This is a genomic window from Streptomyces sp. NPDC006510, assembly GCF_040611955.1.
Classification (GTDB): Bacteria; Actinomycetota; Actinomycetes; order Streptomycetales; family Streptomycetaceae; genus Streptomyces.
Genome location: NZ_JBEXPH010000014.1, coordinates 1 through 18,574 on the forward strand (window position 1 = coordinate 1; position 18,574 = coordinate 18,574).

The following is an 18,574-nucleotide window of genomic DNA, read 5'->3' on the forward strand; positions in this document are numbered from 1 at the left end:
CCGGGGCATATCCCGCTCCGCGGGATATGCCCCGGCAAGCCGGGGCATAGAGCGCGCAGCGCGCAAGCGCGCTGCGAATTCCCGCGCAAGCGCGGGAATGGAATTCCGCAAGCGGAATTCAAAAGGAACGACAATTCGCGCAAGCGCGAATTGCGGGGAGTCCCGCAAGCGGGCCTCCTGGGCTGGCTACGAGGGACGGTGCATCAGGTGAGGGGCTGTGTAGGGCTTGGGAATCCCAGCTACCACCCCCGCAACGGAAGTGACGGACCGTCGGCCTGACGGAGTGCCGGCCCCACCGCGTGACGGGCTCCGCTGCGCTCCACCCGAACCCCTCCCCTGCCACCGAATCGGCGCGTTCACGTTCACCAATACCCCGCCAGCATACCCTATGAACCGTGCGTGCGGGGCGAGATTCAGCCTACGGGGGGAAGCTGCCGCATGGATGATGCATCACGGATACTGGCTGTGTAGAGTCTGGGACCAGACACCACCACCCCGGCCCGCCACTCACCGCGCCGGACTCTCATTCCTATTACGCGCCGCATTCCGCGAAAAGGAGAACACGGGAATGGCCGTGAAACTGCGTGAACACCAGATTGAGGCCGTAGCCGCCATCGTGCGCGGCCTCGATATCCCGCCGGGCGGCATTCCCTGGAACGGTCTGCGCGGGCAGGTGCACGCCGCGTGCGGAACCGGAAAGACCATCATCGCAGCAGCCTCCGCAAAGCGGATTGTGCCCAAGGGCCGCATTCTCGTGGTGGTGCCGACCCTGGATCTCCTGGCGCAGACCGTGAAGGCGTGGAGCGGCGCCGGGCACAAGGGGCCGGCAGTCATGGTGTGCTCGCCGCTGGACGACCCGGAGCTGTGGCACCTGGGGGTGCGGTCCACCACCAACCCCGTGCAGCTGGCGCTATGGCACTCGACAGGGCCGGTGACCATCTACGCCACCTACGCGTCGCTGGGCGTGCTCGTGGAGGCGTTCGAGGGCGCCTACGGGCAGAAGCTCGCGCCGGTGGACCTGGCGGTGGTCGATGAGGCGCACCGGACGTCGGGGTCGATGGGGAAGGCGTGGGCGGACATCCACGACCAGACGAAGATCCCGGCGTACCGTCGGCTGTATCTGACGGCGACGCCGCGGATCTGGGAGGAGCGGCTGAACCGCGAGGTCGCCGAGGGGGTGCGCGACCCGCTGCCGCGCGAGATGGCGGCCTCCATGGACGACGAGAAGGTCTTCGGGCCTGTCCTCTACAAGCTCTCGCTCGCATCGGCCGTGTCGCGGAAGCTGCTGGCGCGGTACCAGATCATCGTCCTGGAGCTCCAGGACCCGGTCGTCACGCCCGAGCGGCTGATGGGCGAGGAACGGCACACCGAGAAGGTCCGCGGGGAGCGCCTGGGCGCCCTCCAGGCCGCGCTGCTGCACACGATGGAGCAGCACAACCTGCAGACCTGCATCACCTTCCACCACCGGACCATAGAGGCTGCGGCGTATGCGGAGGGCCTGGAGCGCGTGGCCAAGCGGCTGCACGCGGACCAGCCGGAGAAGTACCCGGCTCAGATCTGGGCGGACTGGCTGTGCGGCGAGCATGTCCCGGAGCGCCGGCGGGAGGTGCTGGGCAAGTTCGGCTCCACCGCCCGGCGGGCCGTGCTCTCCAACTGCCGCGTCCTAGGTGAGGGTGTCGACATCCGGGCCGTGGACTCCGTGGCCCTGCTGGACCCCAAGGGCGCGCCGCATGACATCGTGCAGGCGATCGGCCGTGCGCTGCGCCAGAAGCCCGGAGAGGGAAAGCTCGCCTCTTTGATCGTGCCGGTATTTCTCCAGCCCGGTGAGCAGCCGGAGGATATGTTCACCTCGGGTTCGTACCGGCCTTTGGTGAAGGTTCTTGAGGGTCTGCGGGCTCACGATGAGGAGGCCGTGGAATTGCTGGCGATCCCGCAAGAGCCTCAGAAGGACGTCGCGCAGCCGTCCGAGTACATCGGTGCCGCGCCCGGTGATAATGAGGAAGAAACTCGTCTGCTGCTCCGCTTTGCGGCTCCGCGTGATCCGGTGATGGTCGCGGACTGGGTCAGCTTCAACGTGATCGACACGGAGCGGCAGGACTGGGCGCGGGGCTGGGCGAAGCTCAAGGAGTTCACCGAGCGTGAGGGTCACGCGCGGGTGCCGTACGAGCACAAGGAGGGCGCGTTCCCGCTGGGGACCTGGGTCGCGGAGCAGCGACGGGCGTACGGGGCCGGGCAGATGACCGGCCGGCGCGCGGCGCGGCTGGAGAAGCTGGGCATGGCCTGGTCGGCGGCCGACGCGCGGTTCCAGGAGAACCTGGCGGCGGCCCGGGTGTACTACGCGGAGCACTGGACGCTGTGCGCGCCCCGGTCGGCGGCCGCGCTGGACAAGCCAGTGGGGCAGTGGCTGTCCAACCTGCGCCGTCCCGGTGCGCTGGCCGAACACCCGGAGTGGGAGACGGCGTTGAAGGAGATCGACGAGGACTGGAACCCGTCGTGGCCCACCGAGTGGCAGCGGCACTACGCCGCGCTGCGCGAGCTGGTGCGCGACGAGGAAGGCCCGGCGGAGGTCCTGCCCGGCTTCACCGTGCACGGCATGGACGTCGGCAAGTGGCTGGCCCGGCAGCGGAAGCCCGAGGCGTGGGCGGCCCTGGCGGAGGGGCAGCGTGAGCGCCTGGAGGCCGTCGGCGTTACCCCGCTCCCCGTCATCGTGCTCCCGGAGGCCCCGGTGGAACGGGGCATGCCCACCGGGCCGTCCACGGCGCCCGTGAGCGCCTTCGAGAGGGGCGTTGCGGCCCTGGCGCAGTACAAGGCCCGGGAAGGGCACCTGCGGGTTCCCAGGGCCCACGTAGAGCGGCTGGAGGACGGCGCCGAGGTCAAGCTCGGGGTGTTCCTCAGCAACAGCAAGAGCCGCCGGGCCAAGCTGACCGTCGACAAGCTCGCCGCGCTGGCCGGCCTCGGGCTGGAGTGGGCGGCCACGGAAGGAGCGGCGTGATGACTACGCCCGAGGAAGAGCGGCGTGTGCAGGACGCCGTACGGCGGCATGCCCGCACCAGGGCTTTCGCGGAGGCGGAGGACGTCGTCTCGGCTGTGCTGTCCGACCCAGGGGTGCAGGAGGCGCGGGGCCGGGTGGAGGCGGCGGAGACGGAGCTCGGCCTGGAGCTGTGCGCCCGCCTCCAGGCGTTCCAGGACCGCTACGACCAGGCCGTGACGGAGGGCGACGTGGCCCGGCTCGCCGGGGGCTGTGCGGGCAAGCACGGCCGCTGGGGGCGGATCTGCGTCCTGCCCGACGGGCACGAGACCTCGATGGAGGAACCGCACTGGGGCCGCAACAGCGAAGGCCGGCCGATCGCGTGGGTGGGCAGTGCACCTGACGACTGGTGAGCAGCGGCGGTGACACCGGCGACAGGACCCCGGGGCGCAGGGCGGCCCGGGGTCCTTCGCTGTCCGGGGCCAGCAACACCGCTCCCAGGCCCTACACGCACTGAGGTGCGATGCCCGGGGGCTCTGAGCTGCGGCATCGCACTGGTGTGCGTGTAGGCCCTGGGATCCTTGGACCGCTCCCCCGGCGAACTACGTTGCAGCGGGGGCGGGATCGGTGAACGAAATCGGCTTGCCGGTGGCCTGGGCGTAGTCGATTTCCCTGCTCGTGGACTCGCCGATGTACCCGCCAGGATTGACGACCAGAACCCGGTCTGCCAGGTCGATCTTGCGCAGGTGGAGGGCGTCCAGCGCCGTCTTCTGCTCGTCGGTGATCAACTCGTCTGCTTCGCCTGGCGCAACAACAATGACCCCGGCGAGGGTCAGATCACGATTCACCGCACGCATCTCGTCCACGAACCGGGTAGAGCCGCAGATGCAGACGATTTCGGGTCGGTCGGGCACAGCTCAGCCCTTCGCTCTGGATCCCGCCGGCCGGTCAGCCGTCGGCTCGTTCCTTCTCGATCGCATTCATCCTGCGGACCATGTCGATCTGCGCGCGGATCATCGTGTCGAACAGGGCCTCCGGATCGCCGTCGGGTCCGGCGTTCGCCGCCAGCAGCGAGGCGACTTGGCTGGCGAGGACAGTGACCACGTCGGCCGTCCCAACCGGGCCGCGGACCTCGATCAGTTTGCGCACGGCGTCGTCGATGCGGTCCATGGCCTCCTCGCCCTGGAGGAACAACCCGAGCCGGTCGGCGAGGAACATCCGGACGACCGCCACACCGTCGGCCAGGGCGGTGTCCACGTTGAAGCCGGCACGGGCCTTCTCCGACTCCCTGAGCACGGCCGGAATCGTGTACGTCCGCTGCTCCGGGATGAGGCCCTCCTCTCGCCACTTCGCGTACGGGATCGGGCCGACGGCGTCACGGCGTGCACGGTGTTCGTTGGTCGGGCGGCCGCCCGCAGTGCGGCAGGCCCGCCTTGCAGCTGCCTTGCAGGTCGGGCATTCGACACGGCGCATCCACGAGCGCACGAGATCCATCTCGGCATCGGAGCGGAGGTGACGTCGCCACTCGCCGCCCCACGGGATGCTCTGCGATCCGTTCTCCACGCCCATTGCCCCCTGGGTCCGGTGGTGTGTGCCGTCGTCGGTGCCGTGATGATGACCGTACCTGCGGTGGCGCCCCTCAGCGGTCGATCGGGAGAATGCCGTCCAGGCCGCTCTCGGAGAGGATCTGTTGGACCGTGTCGTCCAGGGTGCTGGCCGCGTCGATGACGGTCTCCAGGCCGTTGGGGAGCAGGTCCTTCTCTCGGTACCAGTCGCGCAGGTGGCCCTCGTTGACGTGCGCGAGGTATTCGGCGTCTGGTTTCGTCGCGTGCCGGAGCACTGTCTTCTCGAAGGGCACGTGGAGGTAGTAGCACCGTGTGACGCCCTCGTGGGCGCGCACCAGGTCCTGGAGCATCGTGCCGTAGCGGTCGGCGTACAGGATGCCTTCGACGACGACGTGGAAGCCGTTGTCCAGGGCGTAGCGGGCGGTGAGGTCGATCAGGCCGATGTTGGCGCCGCCGGGCCGGTCGCGTTCGCGCAGCACGATGCGGCGCAGGTTGTCCTGGGCGACGATGGCGAGGTTGCGGCCGAACTTCTCGCGCAGGCCGGCCGCGACGGAGGACTTGCCCGAGGCGCTGTTGCCGCGGAGCACGATCAGGCGGGTATCGCTGGTCCCCACGGTGCCGTGCGCGGCCTCAGTCACCCGCGGCTCACCTGGATGCGGTTCTCGTGGAAGTGCTCCCAGTCCATGACCAGGCGGAAGCGGCGGTGGGCCTCCAGGCGCTCCGCGTCGGCCGGCTCCTCGCCGCGCTGGACACGGGCGTCGCCGGATTTCACGAGTTCCGCGAGAGCGAGCCGGACGTCGTCGACGTCCTGGCCCGTGGCTGCCGCCAGCCGGTCCAGAGAGGTGAGGGTCTCTGCCGGTTCACTCAGATCGCCGACCAGGTGGTCGATGAGGGTGTCGAGGAGCAGGCCGGTGCGCATCGTCCAGCGGATCCCATCGAGGCGCTCGGTGAGTTCTGGGTCCAGGGGCAGCAGGTCGCCGGGCAGCGGCAGCGCAGCGGGCATGGACCATCGGGTGCCGTCCGGCGTTTCTTCGCGGCGGGCCAGGCCCCACGTCAGGTACAGCTCGGACAGGTCCCGCACGGTGGTGGGCACCGGGAAGCCGGCGGTCGTCAGCATGGCGCTGAACTGCTCCCAGCGGGCCGCGTCGCATGCCTCGCGGCCTTCCGGCGCGGCCTCGTAGTCCCATTCCTCATCCGGCCAGGAGAAGGTGAGGGGACCGTCGAGGTCGCCGCCGATCATGTCCCAGTGCCCGTCGAAGATCTCTTGCAGAAGGTCGTCCAGGGAGCCGGTGAAACCGGGCTGGCACGCCGTCCCGATCAGCATGGTCAGCGGGAAGCCCTGACGGGGCAGGACGTGCTCCCAGCCCGACACCCACCAGTCGTTGTGCACCGCCATGTCACGGCGCGGTCCGGGCACGGCCGGGTTGTCAGTCATCCGGTGAACTCTTCCTCGAAAAGGCAGACCAAACGCATGCAGCGTACGCACTGCGCGTGCGCTGGTTCAGATGCCGCCGGTCTCCAGCGCGTACAGCTCGTAGGGGACGGTTCCGGTTTCGGTGTCTCGGTCGGCCGTGCCGATGCGGGTGAACCCGGTTTTGGCCAGGACGCGGCCGGAGGCGGGGTTGTCGGGGTGGTGCATGGCCTCCAGCCGGTTGAGGCCGGCGGTGGTGAAGGCGACGGTGACGACCTGGTGGGCGGCGTGGGTGGCGTAGCCGTTGCCCCAGCTGTCCTCGCGGAGGATGTAGCTGATGGCGCCCATAGCCGGGGTGCGTCGGCGTAGGGAGATCAGGCCGATCAGGTCGCTTTCGTGGAGGATGCCCCAGCTCCACTGCGCGCGGGGGGTTTCGGCGGCTCGGGCGAGGGTGTTGCGGATCTTGTCGTGGGCCTGTTCGAGGGTGAGGGGCCTGCCGGTGGTGTGCCGGATGGAGGCCCCGCTGTAGATGCGGGTGAGGGCGGGGGCGTCGTCGAGGGCCAGGGCGCGCAGGGTCACCATGCGGCGGTCAGCTCCTTCGCGGTGGGTCGGTCGGCGGGGTCGGGGGCCAGGCACGCGGTGATGGCGTCCTCGAACGCGGGGAAGGGCCACGGCCGGACGTCGCGCAGTGCGGTGGTGGTGCCCCTGGCGATGACGGCCAGCTTCTCCAGCCGGTCGAGGTCGTCGTTGTAGGCGACGGGGCGCTGGCCGGTCCAGCACCAGAACAGGGAGGCGCCCAGGCTCCAGATGTCGCCGGGCGGCTGTGCCTGGATGTGGGTGTCGGCGGGGGTGTCGAGGATCTGCGTGGCGAGCTCGGGGGCGGTGGTGTGGGTGAGGGCGCCCCGGTAGGGGACGCGGCGGCCGTTGGCGGGGCCGCAGGCGAGGGCGTAGTCGATGACGGCGGCGTGTCCGTCGTGGGTGACCAGGGTGTTGGTCGGCTGGACGTCGGCGTGGGCCCACCCGGCGGCGTGCATGCGGGCGAGGTGCTCGGTCCAGGTGCGGGCGATGCCCGCGAGCCAGGGGCGCACCGAGGCGCGGTCTCCTTCCGGGCCGCGGGCGAGGGCGAGGGCCCGCCACAGGGGCGCACCGTCGATCCAGTTGACGGCCAGCCATCGCCCGCCGTCCCATGTCCCGGCGCTCACCCGGTAGTCGGGGCTGAGGCCGCTGGCAGCGGTGAGGTGACGGAGGTGGTCGTCCTCCTGGGCCATCTCGGCAGCCTTGTCGCGGGCGTTGTCGCCGTCGGGGCTGTTGGCCTTCAGCGCGACGGCACGCTTGGGGCCCTGGAGCTTCCAGGCCCGGGAGCCGCGCCGGTCGCTCAGGACTTGGATCGCGGTGGGCTCGCCGGTGTGTCCGGTGAGGAGGGCGACCGCTTCGCCGGGGGGAGCAGGTGCCTGGCCCATGTGCGGATCTCCGTCCACTCGGTGGGGATGTGCTCGAACACGTCACGGCCGTCGTCGTCGGCCGCGGCGAGCGCGGCGGCCAGGTCGGGCGTCGCGCTCAGGAAGCGGGGGTCGCGGCGACGGACGGCGGCCCTCACGGGAAGGAACGAGGCGGGGGCCGCCGGGATCCGGTGGCCGGCCGCGGTGACTTCCTCTTCGCCCGCGTAGAACTTGCCGAACATCACCCCGACCGGGCCGTAGAGGTTCTTCAGCACCCAGTGCGGCCAGGCCATCAGGTCACGGTGCCGGGCACCGGGTACGTCGCCCAACAGGACGATGTTCTCGCACCGCAGCAGGCCGTGGGGCCGGTTCAGCAAGGGTCGCAGCCACTCAGCGGCCTGGGCGCCCGCGTGGAACAGCTCGGCCTGGACGGCTTCGGAGTCGCCGTCGGCGCGGTAGACCGTCCAGGTCGTCAGCTCCCGTTGGAGGGAAGGGGCGAGGTAGGGGCAGTGGGCGGTCATCTGCCGCGCGTAGTCGCTGATGTCCACGGACCTGGGCCGGGTGGTGCTGGCCTCAACGAGGCGCAGCGCCCCGGCGGTGGGCCGGGGCGCTGCGCTGGTGCGGCCGGTGGTCACCGGCGGGCGGCCTCCGGCTGGTCGGGCGCGACGTCGTCGCCGTCGCCGCCGGCGGGGCCGCAGTCCCACTCCGCGACCACGGTGCCGGTCTCCCGGTAGCGGGCGACGGCGTCCTGGTCGACGTTGCCGTCGGCGTCGGTGAACCAAATCTCCGGCAGCGGCCCGTACGCCTCTTCGTAGGCGGCGACCCAGGCGATCGGGCCGTGGCCGTTGTTCGCGACGTGACGGATGGGCTGCCCGGCGGTCTCCAGGCACAGAGCCGCGTAGGCGGGGGTGCCGAGCTGCTCGTGCCACTCCTTGTCCACGGCCGGGGAGAACATCTCGGGTGCGCTCTGGCCGTTCTTGAAGCGTCGGCCGGTGATGGTCAGGAACCGGCGCAGCTCGGTCGTTGCGGTGCTCATGGTGGTGCCCCTCTCGGTGTCGAGTGGTGCTCGCCCCGTCCGGATGGTCCGGGGGTGCGGTGCTGGTGTGCCGCGCACCCGGGGTCGTTGGGGTCGCGCCCGGGTGCGCGGCGGTCTCAGGGGGTCTTGGCTGGCTCGGGGGCGGCGCTGACGAGGCGGTCCAGGCGCTCGTACAGAGCGCGTACGAGCCGGGCGCGACCCCGGGCGCAGCGCGCGGCGCCCTCCAGCGGGACGGACAGGTGACGGTCGGCTTCCTCGAGGACGACGTCGGCGAGGGCGCGGGCGCCGTGGTCTTCGGGCAGCAGGTCTGCGGCTCGGCGAACGTCGGCGGCGACGGCGCGGGCGGCGCCGGTGAGCAGCAGGGCGATCTGTTCCAGGTCCGCAGGCGGCAGGCCGGGGTCGCCGGTCCACCCGAGCACTGCTTTGACCAGAGCCTTGTGGAGCTCCCGGTCGAGGGGGAGTTCGGCGTCGAGGCCTCCCTCGGGGTCGTGGAGGACCAGGTGTGTGCTGCTCATCGGGGCCTCGCCGGGTCGTGTGGTCGCGGGTGGCGCGGTCTCGTTCGTCGGACATCGACCGCATCCCGACGGTAGGGGCGGGCGGGATGCGGTAGGACTGACCGTGAGTACGGGTTTCGGTGCGCAGGGCGACCGGGGAGCAGGCCGGTATGGGCAGGCCCAGGCGAACATCAGCAGGCGTGGTGAGCGGGTTCGTGCTGCGCCTGGTCCGCGAGTCGATCCCGTGCACGCAGGCCAGCCTGGCGGAGGCCCTGGGCGTGGACGTCGAGACGCTTCAGGGCTGGGAGTCGGGGCGGCGCCCGCTGGCAAATATGCGGGCAGGGGCGCTGCTGGGACTCCGGCGGCGGCTGCCGGCGCTCGGTGCGGACGTGGCGCTCGTGCCGTGGCTGGACGCGGCGATGGACGCGGATCGGATCATCGCAGCCGGACTGGAGGATGAGGCCGGGGGGCCGCACCCGCTCGCCGGGTGGGTGCACACCCGGGACACCGCGCACATGCTGGCCTGGGCGCTGAACGGCACCGTCCCGCCGACGCTCGCCGGACGGTTACCCAGACCCCGGCGCGGCCCGGTCGCCGCCGCGCCGCAGCTGGCGGCCGCGGACCGGGCGATGTTCTTCGACCACCTGCGGGACACGACCGAGGCGGCGGCCCGGCAGGGCGAGGGCGGGGTGCTGCTGCACCGCCAGGCGCTCTACCTCGCCTCGTACGACCGAGGCCCGGACGCGGCCGCGTGGACCGCGCACACCCTTCACCGGCGCCGTGACGTGCTGGCCCGGCGGGGCTGGTCGCCGCACTGGGCGGAGGCCCGCTCCACCGCCACGGCGCTCGCCCGGCTCGGGGACCCGCAGCCGCTGCTGGACTTCATCGACCGCGCCCTGGCCGACGACGACACGGCGGAGGCCGCGAACCTGAACTACTGGGCACTGTGGCTGGGGGCCCTGCCGCTGCCGCAGCCCAACGACACGTTCATGCGGGACCGGGACCTGTCCGGCTGGGATCCGGTGACCCTGCTGCGGGGCCTGGCCCGCGGCCTGCACCTCGCGCCCGGCTACGTCGACCTGTACGCGCACTCGCTGTGGGCGCTGCTGACGGCCTTCCCCTGGCTGTCCCAGGCCGCCGGGCCGCTTGCGGGACCGCTGCGCGAGCAGGCCGGCCAACTCCTGGACGGGGTAGCACTGTCGGCGAGATCGCGGCGCGAACTCGCCCACGTCCACTACGTTTTCGATCACAACCGCTGACACCCGGAGGACCGCATGGCTGATGACACCATCAGGGGCACCGCGAGCTTCATCTCCGAGATGGGCGTGCTCAAGCGCGTCGCACGGACCGGCTGGTGGTTCACCGGCAACAAGGCCCCCGAATCCGTGGCGGAGCACTCCTTCCGCGTCGGGGTGATCGGCTCAGTGCTCGCCATGATGGAAGGCGTCGACCCGGCCCGGGTCGCGTTGATGTGCCTGTTCCACGACTCCCAGGAGACGAGGATCGGGGACATCCCGCACATCGGCCGGAAGTACATCAGGGCCGCGCCGAACGGCGAGGTGACCGCCGACCAGGTCGCCAACGCCCACCCGGCCGTGCGCACCGGCGTGCAGAGCGCGGTCGACGAGTACGAGGCCGCCGAAACCCCGGAGGCGATCGTCGCCCGCGACGCCGACAAGCTGGAATGCCTGGTCCAGGCGGTCGAGTACCGGGAGCAGGGCTACAGCCTCACCCAGAACTGGATCGACACCAGCCTCGCCTCGCTCAAGACCCCGTCCGCGAAAGCCCTCGCCGACGCCGCGCTGAGCATGGACTCGCTCCAGTGGCAGAAGAACTTCCTGCACTGACCGGCCCGTCCCCGGCGAGGCCCCCGGCGCTGCTGGGGGCCTCTTGCCGTTCGGTCGCGGGTTGGCGTGAGGCGGTCTTGTGCCGCCGCTCGCGCGTGGCTGAGGCTTGGCTGATCACCACACCAAGGGGGGTACCTCGATGGGACGGTTCAAGCCCAAGAAGCAGCGCGGCAACCAGCAGCAGGCGCGCCAGCGCTTCCACATCGACGACCGGGCCGTCACCCATCCTGGCGGCCGGGGAGCAGCTGAGCAACAACGTCGACGACCACGGCCGGCTGCTCTACATGGACTCTCCGTCGCTCGGCCTGGGGCAGGTCGCCACCGGCATCGACCCGGACACCGGCACCGTGCAGACCACTGACGGCGAGGACCCGATGCCGGTGGCCCTGTTCGAGCCCGAGCGCGCGATGATGTCCCGTCTCCCGGGCGGCAACCCGACCGAGATCCAGGTCGAGGGCGCCATCGCGTCCGGGATGCGGCGCTTCCCCCGCGGCATCGCCGATCTGCGGACCATCCCCGGCTGGGCCCTGCATCGGCTGGCTGACGACCGGATCGAGCTGCGCTCCCCCGATGGCGGCGTCTACTCCAGGATCACCGTCCCCGCCTCGCCGGACTGGTACTCCGCCGCCCTGCACCACGGGTACGTCGTGTGCTTCTACGGCCCGCAGCTCGGAGTGCGCACCCCGCCGGGCAGCACCCCGGAGCAGTACACCGACGCCAAGCGGCTGGAGGAGTTTCGCACTGCCCGTGGCCGCGGCCTGGTCGCCGCCGGCATCATCGCCTACCGCAATAACCGCTGACCCTCGGCCTGGGGCCCTGCCCGCCAGCACGGGGGTGAGCCCCAGCCAGCTCAGGAAGCGGCGAGCGTCGTCACGGGCCTGGAGGCCGAACGCGAACCCCGGCGCCCCGGCATTCTTGCCGTCACCGATGCCTCGCCCTCCAGGGCCTGTTCCCGAGTCTGTGCCCCCTTGCTGCGGCGCAGCACTGCTTGGGCGTACAGGTACTCCAGTTCACCGGCCTGAGTGCGCAGACTGTCGGGTGTCGAGCCCGGATAGTCCTGGAGAATCTTCCACCCGCTGTACCAGTGGGCGCTGTCGACGCTCGCGGGAAGGACCAGGGCGGCGGCTTCGAAGGCGGCGAGTTCGGCGAAGCTGCCCTGTCTCTCCCTTGAGAGGGAAGCCAGCCAGATTTTCAGCGCCGCCGCTTTGCGGGGGCGGTCGCTGAATCGGGCGCTGAGCTTGCGGAGGCGTTTGGCGTGCTGGTGCAGGAGGAACGTGCCGAGCTGCGTAGCCAGAGCGCGGGCGCGGGCAACCTCGCCAGGCGTGAAGTAACGGCTCAGTTCGGCAAGTTCCCGATCGCGGAGGTCTTCGGAGGGCTTGGTGTGCACGACCCGTATTGTGCTTCGCCTGACTCCTGACTGCGGGCAGCGCCACACCCCTGCGCGGGCGCAGCGAGCGGTGCCTTCCAACGTGCCGACCGGCGGCCGTCGGCTTCGGCGAGGCGCTGCGGCCGTGACAGCTTCTGGTCTGTCCGGGTGAGCGAACCCCACGACTGAGGATTCCGTGGGCGCGGCCCATCTACCGTGCGGCCATGGACTCCACTCCGATGCCTGAGCCGTTGCGGCGGGCGATCCACCAGCTTGTCTCCGAGGGCGTGCAGAACTGCCAGGAGGTGCTGCGGTACACCGAGCCCGACCAGGCGCACACCTGGAAGCGGATGACGCTGTACCGGGCGACGGACGCGGCGGACACCATGGACATGGTGGCCATGCTGATTGCCGCGTACTGCGAGCGCACCGGCATGGCATCTCACACGTTGCAGAGTTACCTCCAGGTCGGGCAGCAGGCGATTCGGGCTCACGGCACTCAGGAAGAGGGCCGCTCGCACGTGGCGGGCCTGATGGGCGAGGCGATCTCGTACGAGGCGACGCGGGCGTCGACGAACCGGATGCGGCACCACCGGGGCCAGAATCAGGCCGAGCAGGCACAGCGGCCCGAGGACGACCCGGGCAAGCTGTTCACCGAGGCGTGCCTGCACGGGTTGAAGGCGAAGCTGTATGACGACGTCGACTCGCTGGACAGCTACCTGCCGCCGCAGGTGGCCGCGATGGCTCGCCGGGTCGCGGAGGCTCTCGAAGTGCCGGAGCTGGCAACGACGTGATGCAGGAGTCACGCGGTCGTTGGACTGCGTGAACCCAACCGGGCCCCGGGGGTGTCATGGCTGATCCCCCGGGGCCCGTGGTGTGTCCGACTCCGGGTCGGTCAGTCGTTGTCGGTCTCGGTGGTGGTGATCCCGGCGGCGGCTTCGTCGTCGGTCAGGAGCAGGACCTGCGTCGGGTGGATGTTCGAGCGCTGCACGACGTGGACGTGGCCCGGCTGCGTGGTGGGCTCCGGGGCGGGGCGGACCTCGGGGGCGAGGTGCTTCCAGGTGCGGGTGGTCACCCGTCCCAGGACCACGGTGGAGAAGTTCTCGCGCCACTCACCGAGGACGCCCTTGGTGAGCTGGGTGCCGACGAGGATGTGGATGCGGGCCTTGGGGCCGGCGAAGAGCACGTACTCGAGGGCGTCGACGGCCGGGGACGTCTTGGGGTCTCCCTTCTCCCGGACGGTGTCCCAGTAGCGGGCCAGCTGCCCCAGGGTGATGTCGGCGGCGTCGAACACCACGGTCAGGCGCGGCAGGTCGTCGACATCACCGTCCTGGTTCATGAGGTGGAGGCGGCGCTGGAGTTCGGCCCGCAGGCCCACCAGGGCGTTGTGGATGTCGGCGATGTCGCGGCAGTAGGTGACGCCGGGCACGCCGCTGGCCCAACGGTGCGAGATCCGCTTGAGGTCGAGGACCAGGCCGTGGGAGCCGTCGTGCAGGAGCTGGGCGGCCAGGGTGCGCAGGACGGTGGTGGTGCCGCCGCCGGTGCCGGAGCAGACCAGGACGTGCGGCCCTTCGCCGTCCAGGTCGACGCAGACCGGCTGCCCGTCGTCGGCGAGGCCGATCAGGACCAGGGAGGCGGGCAGCGCCTCCATGTGCTCGCGGATGGCGGGGTCGGTCAGGCGCAGCGTCGTGGTCGTCTTCTTCGTCATGGTGCGGGGTTCCTTTTCTGTGCTGTGCCTGGTGAACCGGGTGTTCTTCCAGGTGGAGGGGGATCGTGTCGTCCGAACCGGACAGGGCCGGTTCGCGGACGTAGGCGGGCCGGGTCGGTCAGCCGGAGTCGGTGGTGCCGGCGCGGGGCCGGGGCCGGGGCGGCCGGCGCCGTCACCGTGGTGTCGGCGGCCGGGGCCGGTGGTGTGAGGCTCCAGGCGTCGGCGAGGAAGTCCGGGTCGGTGGCCGGGGCGGCGGCGGGCGGGAGCTCGGGGGCGCTGGTGTTCCAGGCGTCGGTGAGGAGGTCGGCGGCTGGGGCGGGCGTCTTCTGCAGGGTGGGGCCGGTCTTGCCCTTGGCGTGGACGCCGGACATCGCCCACTCGCGGGCCTCCGCGTTCGACAGGTTCAGGACCTGCGTCTCCTGGGCGCGGCCGCGGGTGACGACTTGGACGCGGCCTGGGTGCTCGCTCGCCATCGGGATGGGGCTGACTTCGGGCGTGAGCATGCGCCAGGCGTTGAGTGTGTAGCGGACCAGGATCCGGGTGGCGAACTGCTCGCGCATCGCCGGGCCGCCGACGGCATTGGCGGTCGCGGACTGGGCGACCAGGAGCACGTGCAGGCGGACCTGGCGGCCCATGTACAGGATCTCGGCGAGCGCTTCGACGGCCGGGGACGTCTTCGGGTCGCCGCTCTCGCGGATCTTCGCCCAGTACCGCTTGAGCTGCGCCATGGTCGCGTTGACCTCTTCGAGGAGGATCACGATCCTGGGGCCGACGCGCCACGGCTCCTTTTCGAGGACGTCGTCGGCCAGCTGCTCGGCGAGGGCGAGTCGGTGCCGGCCTTCCTGTGCGAGATGGACCAGGGCGTCGTGGATCTCGCCGATGTCCCGGCAGTAGGTGACGCCGGGCACGCCACGGGCCCAGGTGTGGGAGATCCGCTTGAAGTCCAGGACGTAGGCGAGCGCGCCGTTGTGGACGAACTGGCAGCAGATCGCCCGCAGGATGGTCGACTTGCCGCCGCCAGTGCCTGCGGAGATCAGGACGTGCGGGGAGTCGGCGTCCAGGTCGACGGAGACCTTCTTCTTGCCCGAGCCCAGGCCGATCAGCGGCGCGGACTCGGGCATCTTCGCGAGGATCTCGCGCACCCCTGGGTCGGACAGGCTCAGTTTCTTGGGCGGGACCTTGCGCTTCTTGACGATGACGTGGGTGTCCTTGCCCGCCCGGCGCCAGGTGAAGGAGACGTTCTCCAGGGCGAGCTTCTTCACGATGAGGTCGGCGACCTGGTCCTCGTTGAACCTCATGTGGGTGGGCACGTCGATGCGTATCTGAGCGTCGTCGTCGGAGAAGTTCCTGGGTACGTGGAGGTAGCGGCGCGGATCGGTGAGCTCCGACATGCCCAGCGGCACGGCGAGCGCCTCGTGCAGCGGGGTCACCCACTCGCGCATGAACTCGCGGCGCCCCCGGGTCAGCAGCCCGTACGCGACGCCACCGACAGCCGCGGCCGAAGCGGCAGCGATGCCGCCGGTCTCCAGCGTCGCCAGGGCCGGGTCGGGGTTCTCCCAGATGTCGCGCGCGGTGGCGAAGGTGGAGTCCTGGTTCTCCCACAGCGCCCAGTAGCCGGCCCCGCCGGTCGCGACCAGGCCGCCGACGCGGAAGGTCAGGCGCTGCCACCCGGCCCGGTAGGAGGAGCGGGACACCTTGGCATCGACCTTGGGCAGGACACGGGTGCCCTTGCGCCAGAACGTCGCGTCGGTCTTCCGCTCCCCGTCCATGGGGCGGCCGGCCAGGAACCGGCCGATGCCGAACGCCAGCGACTCGGCGGTCTCTTCCACCTGCTTGTCGAACTTGGTTTGTGCCATGGCCGTGCCCTTTCGGTCTGCGTCCCGGCACCTCACACCCGGAAGCGGACACCGAACTTATGAGCGCTGGCCTGTGCATAGAGTTCGGCGAAAAGCGGGCCCCGGGCTGCGATCTGTGGACAACTTTCCGGCCCGAAAATCCGCAGGCGCCCCGCCTGTGAGCCGCAGTCGGTACAACGGTGAGGAGAGATCAACCAGACCCGGCGGGGTCGACGAACAGCTACCGCGGCGACGTGCTGCGCGTCCTCGGAGCGCTGAAGGTCGCGACGGCTGATCAGATCCAGCGGATCGGCGCTCCGCACCTGACCTTCCGGCACGCCGACAAGCCGACCCCCTCGAAGCAGAAGCAGGCCCGAACCGCCTCACACACCGGCGCGCTCTCCGACATGCGCAAGCACGGCCTGTCCGAGAACGGCGGCTCCACCGAGACGGGCGACTCTCTGCGAAACCTCACCCTCAAGGGCCTGGAGGCCGCCTCCTACGAGCTGCAGCGCCCGGTGACGGAGATGGGCTCCACCGCACGCGGCGCGGGCTCCAGCGGCGCCTCACACCCGATGGCCGTCAACGAGACGGTGATCGCACTGCTGCGCCCGAAGCCGAACATGGCCAGGCTCGCCGACGACCCGGCCGAAGTCCGGGAAGCCGCCCAGGCCGCCGTCGACGGACCGGACGGGATCGGCACGATCGCCTCGTACTGGACCGAAGTCCCGCTGCCCGCGACCGGCACGTGGAACACGCCGGGCAAGGGCGGCGCCCAGGCCGACCTTGTCCTGACAGCCTCGCAGGACCGGGTGCCGCTGCTGTTCATCGAGGTCGACAACTGCCACGAGACCGCGGAGGAGCTCGCCGCCAAGCTGGAGAAGTACGCCCGGTTCTTCCGGCGGAAGGTGAAGGACACTGACGGCCGTGAGCGCCCGATGTGGCGCACCCGCTGGAGCGCTCCGGCCACCTGGTCCGGCGACGCGACGTACCCGCCCGTGCTGCTGGTGTTCAACCGCATCGGCGAGCGCAACCCCAACCGCACCGTCCCGCGCCTGCAAGAGCTGACCCGTCACCTGTGGCAGGGAGAGCACCAGCGCGGCGGCCACCATCACTACGACGGGAAGATCCCGATCATCGCCGTCGGGCTGGGCAACCTCCGCGAGCACGGACCGGCCGGCTCCGTCTTCCTCCGCTTCGGCCGCGACCACATGCAGCCGCTCCTGGAAGCGATCGGCAACCCGCGCCGTGAGGCCGCCGACGCCCGCGAGGCCGAGGAGTCCAAGGCCCGCCAGGCCGAGTACCAGGCACAGGTACGGCGGGCGGCCCAGGAGCAGGCGGCGAAGCAGGCAGCCGAGCGCGAGGCCCGCCGTCCCATCTGCACCGGCTGCGGAGCGAAGTTCACCGACGCCCGCTGGGAGGCGGTACAGCCGAAGGACTAGGGTACCCCGAAGGACTCCCACCCGCACCTGTGCGACGGCTGCAAGCAGAGGGCCAGCGCGGCCGCCGCCGGCCCGGCGGCCGGCACCCGGAAGCACCAGGAGACGGCGCGCGCGGAAGTGGGGCAGCACGACTTCCGACGGAACACCCGGCGACCCGTCTGCGCCCAGTGCGGTGCCGACTTCACCGACGAACGGTGGCGGGCGACCGAGCGCGTCGGCTGGGGCATGGCCCAAGACCCCCGACTGTCGCTGTGCGGGGACTGCGACCAGCGGCACGAGACCGACTGGGAGCAAGCCTGGCCGGGCGCGATCCGCAGGGACCAGGAGCAGGACCAGGACCGGGCGGTGCCCGAGCAGAAGGCCACCGGCTGGCTGTCACGTCTGCGCCGCTGATTGGAAGCGGTCAGGCTTCCTTGCCGGATCTGTCCGGCAAATGTTGTTTCGCGCTTGGGGGCTGGTGCCGGGAGCCTGCGGGGTATGGCGGGGTCTCACGGGCAACGCCGACCGGGCCGGATGACCTGTGGTTTTGGTCAAGTGTTGACCTGTTTTCGGTCCGCCTGTCAGTCATTACAAGTTCTGAGTGTCACGCAGGGTGTTCGAAGGTGGTCCGATGGGATGGAGTCTGGTGCTCGGGAGGGTGCTCCGGTTCGGGTGAAAACGGGCTTGGGGGTGCCCGGCTCTCCGGAGAACCGGAGGGAGGTAGATCTGCCGCGCTCCAAGATCAGGATGTGTTGGCAGGGATCAGGAGGTGCGGTCTGCGCGGTTGCTGGACGCCAAAGCGGAGCGATTTTGAAGGGGACGCGATGGCGGGCGTTCGGGCGCTCGCTTCTGTGCCGCACAGATCCGGGAGCTCAAGGGGTTGGTGACACCCTGTGAGGTTCTTGCGAATACCTGGGTGGCATAAATGTTCGAGCGATCGCGGCAGGCACATCATATGGTCCCTAAGCGATTTGCAAACGACATCGATTGGCTCGGGTTCGTCGCCCGAGCTTGACGAGGGGGATCTATGCGCGTGTCTCGGATGGCAGCTGTTGCGACAGGTGCCGTGGCCATTGGAGTTCTCGGTATCGCACCGGCGTTCGCGGAAGGCGGCTTTGGCAGCAGCATCAGCGGGTGGCTTCCGGGCAAGGACTCCCGCAGCTGGAAAGACAACAACAGCGACAGTGTCTCGACGAGTGTGAAGTTCGCCGGCTGCTCTGTCGACAACGGCCGTTTCAGTTACGCGGGACTTCAGTTGAAGAAGGCGCGTCCCGGGCTGCCGGATACGGTCGTCAACAGGGACGACAACTACTGCGACACGTCGAGCTTCGGTGACAAGGCTGGCGGAACCTACTACTTCCACTACTCGAACCTGAACGGGCAGGACAGCGTTTCCGCCTACCTCAGCGTCGATACGGTGACAGTGCGTTACTGACCGGTTTGAGTGTCGTGGGGTGACCGGTTGCAACCGGTCACCCCACGAC

At 70.4% G+C, this 18,574-nt stretch carries 21 protein-coding genes; 9 read left to right on the forward strand and 12 right to left on the reverse strand.

What is annotated here, in order from left to right; all coding sequences use genetic code 11:
- Positions 1–568 precede the first annotated feature (568 nt).
- On the forward strand, positions 569–2,992 hold the full coding sequence (locus ABZY11_RS07030; RefSeq protein ID WP_356478126.1) for a Helicase associated domain protein: 2,424 nt from the start codon (positions 569–571) through the stop codon (positions 2,990–2,992).
- On the forward strand, positions 2,992–3,381 hold the full coding sequence (locus tag ABZY11_RS07035) for a hypothetical protein (RefSeq protein WP_356478127.1): 390 nt from the start codon (positions 2,992–2,994) through the stop codon (positions 3,379–3,381). Before ABZY11_RS07030 ends, ABZY11_RS07035 begins: the two co-directional genes overlap by 1 nt.
- A gap of 189 nt (positions 3,382–3,570) precedes the next feature.
- Here the strand turns inward: ABZY11_RS07035 and ABZY11_RS07040 are convergent, their stop codons facing one another.
- From ABZY11_RS07040 to ABZY11_RS07080, 9 genes are all read right to left on the reverse strand, one after another.
- Positions 3,571–3,882 (reverse strand): hypothetical protein, encoded by a 312-nt coding sequence (locus ABZY11_RS07040; RefSeq protein WP_356478128.1) that lies wholly within the window; start codon positions 3,880–3,882, stop codon positions 3,571–3,573.
- 34 nt (positions 3,883–3,916) lie between these two features.
- The gene (locus ABZY11_RS07045; protein WP_356478129.1) at positions 3,917–4,462 is read right to left on the reverse strand and encodes a hypothetical protein; all 546 of its coding nucleotides are present in this window, start codon (positions 4,460–4,462) and stop codon (positions 3,917–3,919) included.
- Between the two features lie 145 nt (positions 4,463–4,607).
- Positions 4,608–5,171: an AAA family ATPase gene (locus tag ABZY11_RS07050; RefSeq protein WP_356478130.1), complete on the reverse strand. Its 564-nt coding sequence runs from the start codon at positions 5,169–5,171 to the stop codon at positions 4,608–4,610.
- A complete protein-coding gene (locus ABZY11_RS07055) occupies positions 5,168–5,968 on the reverse strand; it encodes a DUF6042 family protein (RefSeq protein ID WP_356478131.1) in 801 nt (266 codons plus the stop codon). Before ABZY11_RS07055 ends, ABZY11_RS07050 begins: the two co-directional genes overlap by 4 nt.
- Before the next feature lie 66 nt (positions 5,969–6,034).
- On the reverse strand, positions 6,035–6,526 hold the full coding sequence (locus tag ABZY11_RS07060) for a GNAT family N-acetyltransferase (protein WP_356478132.1): 492 nt from the start codon (positions 6,524–6,526) through the stop codon (positions 6,035–6,037).
- A complete protein-coding gene (locus tag ABZY11_RS07065; protein ID WP_356478133.1) occupies positions 6,520–7,404 on the reverse strand; it encodes a hypothetical protein in 885 nt (294 codons plus the stop codon). Before ABZY11_RS07065 ends, ABZY11_RS07060 begins: the two co-directional genes overlap by 7 nt.
- Positions 7,320–8,018, reverse strand: coding sequence for a DUF6875 domain-containing protein (locus tag ABZY11_RS07070; protein ID WP_356478134.1), 699 nt, complete (start codon positions 8,016–8,018; stop codon positions 7,320–7,322). Before ABZY11_RS07070 ends, ABZY11_RS07065 begins: the two co-directional genes overlap by 85 nt.
- Positions 8,015–8,419, reverse strand: a complete 405-nt coding sequence (locus ABZY11_RS07075; protein ID WP_356478135.1) for a hypothetical protein — start codon at positions 8,417–8,419, stop codon at positions 8,015–8,017. The genes ABZY11_RS07070 and ABZY11_RS07075 overlap by 4 nt, the downstream gene beginning before the upstream one ends.
- 116 nt (positions 8,420–8,535) lie before the next feature.
- Positions 8,536–8,934, reverse strand: a complete 399-nt coding sequence (locus ABZY11_RS07080) for a DUF6415 family natural product biosynthesis protein (protein WP_356478136.1) — start codon at positions 8,932–8,934, stop codon at positions 8,536–8,538.
- Positions 8,935–9,113: 179 nt separating this feature from the next.
- Here ABZY11_RS07080 and ABZY11_RS07085 point away from each other — a divergent pair, with 179 nt between their 5' ends.
- From ABZY11_RS07085 to ABZY11_RS07095, 3 genes are all read left to right on the forward strand, one after another.
- On the forward strand, positions 9,114–10,172 hold the full coding sequence (locus tag ABZY11_RS07085; protein WP_356478137.1) for a helix-turn-helix transcriptional regulator: 1,059 nt from the start codon (positions 9,114–9,116) through the stop codon (positions 10,170–10,172).
- A 15-nt stretch (positions 10,173–10,187) separates the two neighbouring features.
- The gene (locus tag ABZY11_RS07090; protein WP_356478138.1) at positions 10,188–10,760 is read left to right on the forward strand and encodes an HD domain-containing protein; all 573 of its coding nucleotides are present in this window, start codon (positions 10,188–10,190) and stop codon (positions 10,758–10,760) included.
- 284 nt (positions 10,761–11,044) lie between these two features.
- Positions 11,045–11,560, forward strand: a complete 516-nt coding sequence (locus ABZY11_RS07095; RefSeq protein WP_356478139.1) for a hypothetical protein — start codon at positions 11,045–11,047, stop codon at positions 11,558–11,560.
- Positions 11,561–11,610: 50 nt separating this feature from the next.
- Here ABZY11_RS07095 and ABZY11_RS07100 read toward each other — a convergent pair whose 3' ends face one another.
- Complete coding sequence (locus tag ABZY11_RS07100) at positions 11,611–12,147, reverse strand: hypothetical protein (RefSeq protein WP_356478140.1); 537 nt, start codon at positions 12,145–12,147, stop codon at positions 11,611–11,613.
- 203 nt (positions 12,148–12,350) lie between these two features.
- On the opposite strand from ABZY11_RS07100, the gene ABZY11_RS07105 reads away from it, so the two are divergent.
- Entirely contained in the window at positions 12,351–12,920 is a 570-nt protein-coding gene (locus tag ABZY11_RS07105) for a hypothetical protein (protein ID WP_356478141.1), read from the forward strand.
- A gap of 101 nt (positions 12,921–13,021) precedes the next feature.
- Here ABZY11_RS07105 and ABZY11_RS07110 read toward each other — a convergent pair whose 3' ends face one another.
- On the reverse strand, positions 13,022–13,834 hold the full coding sequence (locus ABZY11_RS07110) for a hypothetical protein (protein WP_356478142.1): 813 nt from the start codon (positions 13,832–13,834) through the stop codon (positions 13,022–13,024).
- Positions 13,831–15,690, reverse strand: coding sequence for a pRL2-11 (locus ABZY11_RS07115; RefSeq protein ID WP_356478143.1), 1,860 nt, complete (start codon positions 15,688–15,690; stop codon positions 13,831–13,833). Before ABZY11_RS07115 ends, ABZY11_RS07110 begins: the two co-directional genes overlap by 4 nt.
- A 233-nt stretch (positions 15,691–15,923) precedes the next feature.
- Between ABZY11_RS07115 and ABZY11_RS07120 the strand changes: the two genes are divergently transcribed.
- The 3 genes from ABZY11_RS07120 to ABZY11_RS07130 all read left to right on the forward strand — a co-directional run bounded on the left by ABZY11_RS07120 (position 15,924) and on the right by ABZY11_RS07130 (position 18,525).
- The gene (locus ABZY11_RS07120) at positions 15,924–17,111 is read left to right on the forward strand and encodes a replication-relaxation family protein (RefSeq protein ID WP_356478144.1); all 1,188 of its coding nucleotides are present in this window, start codon (positions 15,924–15,926) and stop codon (positions 17,109–17,111) included.
- Between the two features lie 117 nt (positions 17,112–17,228).
- A complete protein-coding gene (locus tag ABZY11_RS07125) occupies positions 17,229–17,504 on the forward strand; it encodes a hypothetical protein (RefSeq protein ID WP_356478145.1) in 276 nt (91 codons plus the stop codon).
- Between the two features lie 628 nt (positions 17,505–18,132).
- Positions 18,133–18,525, forward strand: a complete 393-nt coding sequence (locus tag ABZY11_RS07130) for a hypothetical protein (RefSeq protein WP_356478146.1) — start codon at positions 18,133–18,135, stop codon at positions 18,523–18,525.
- Positions 18,526–18,574: the final 49 nt, after the last annotated feature.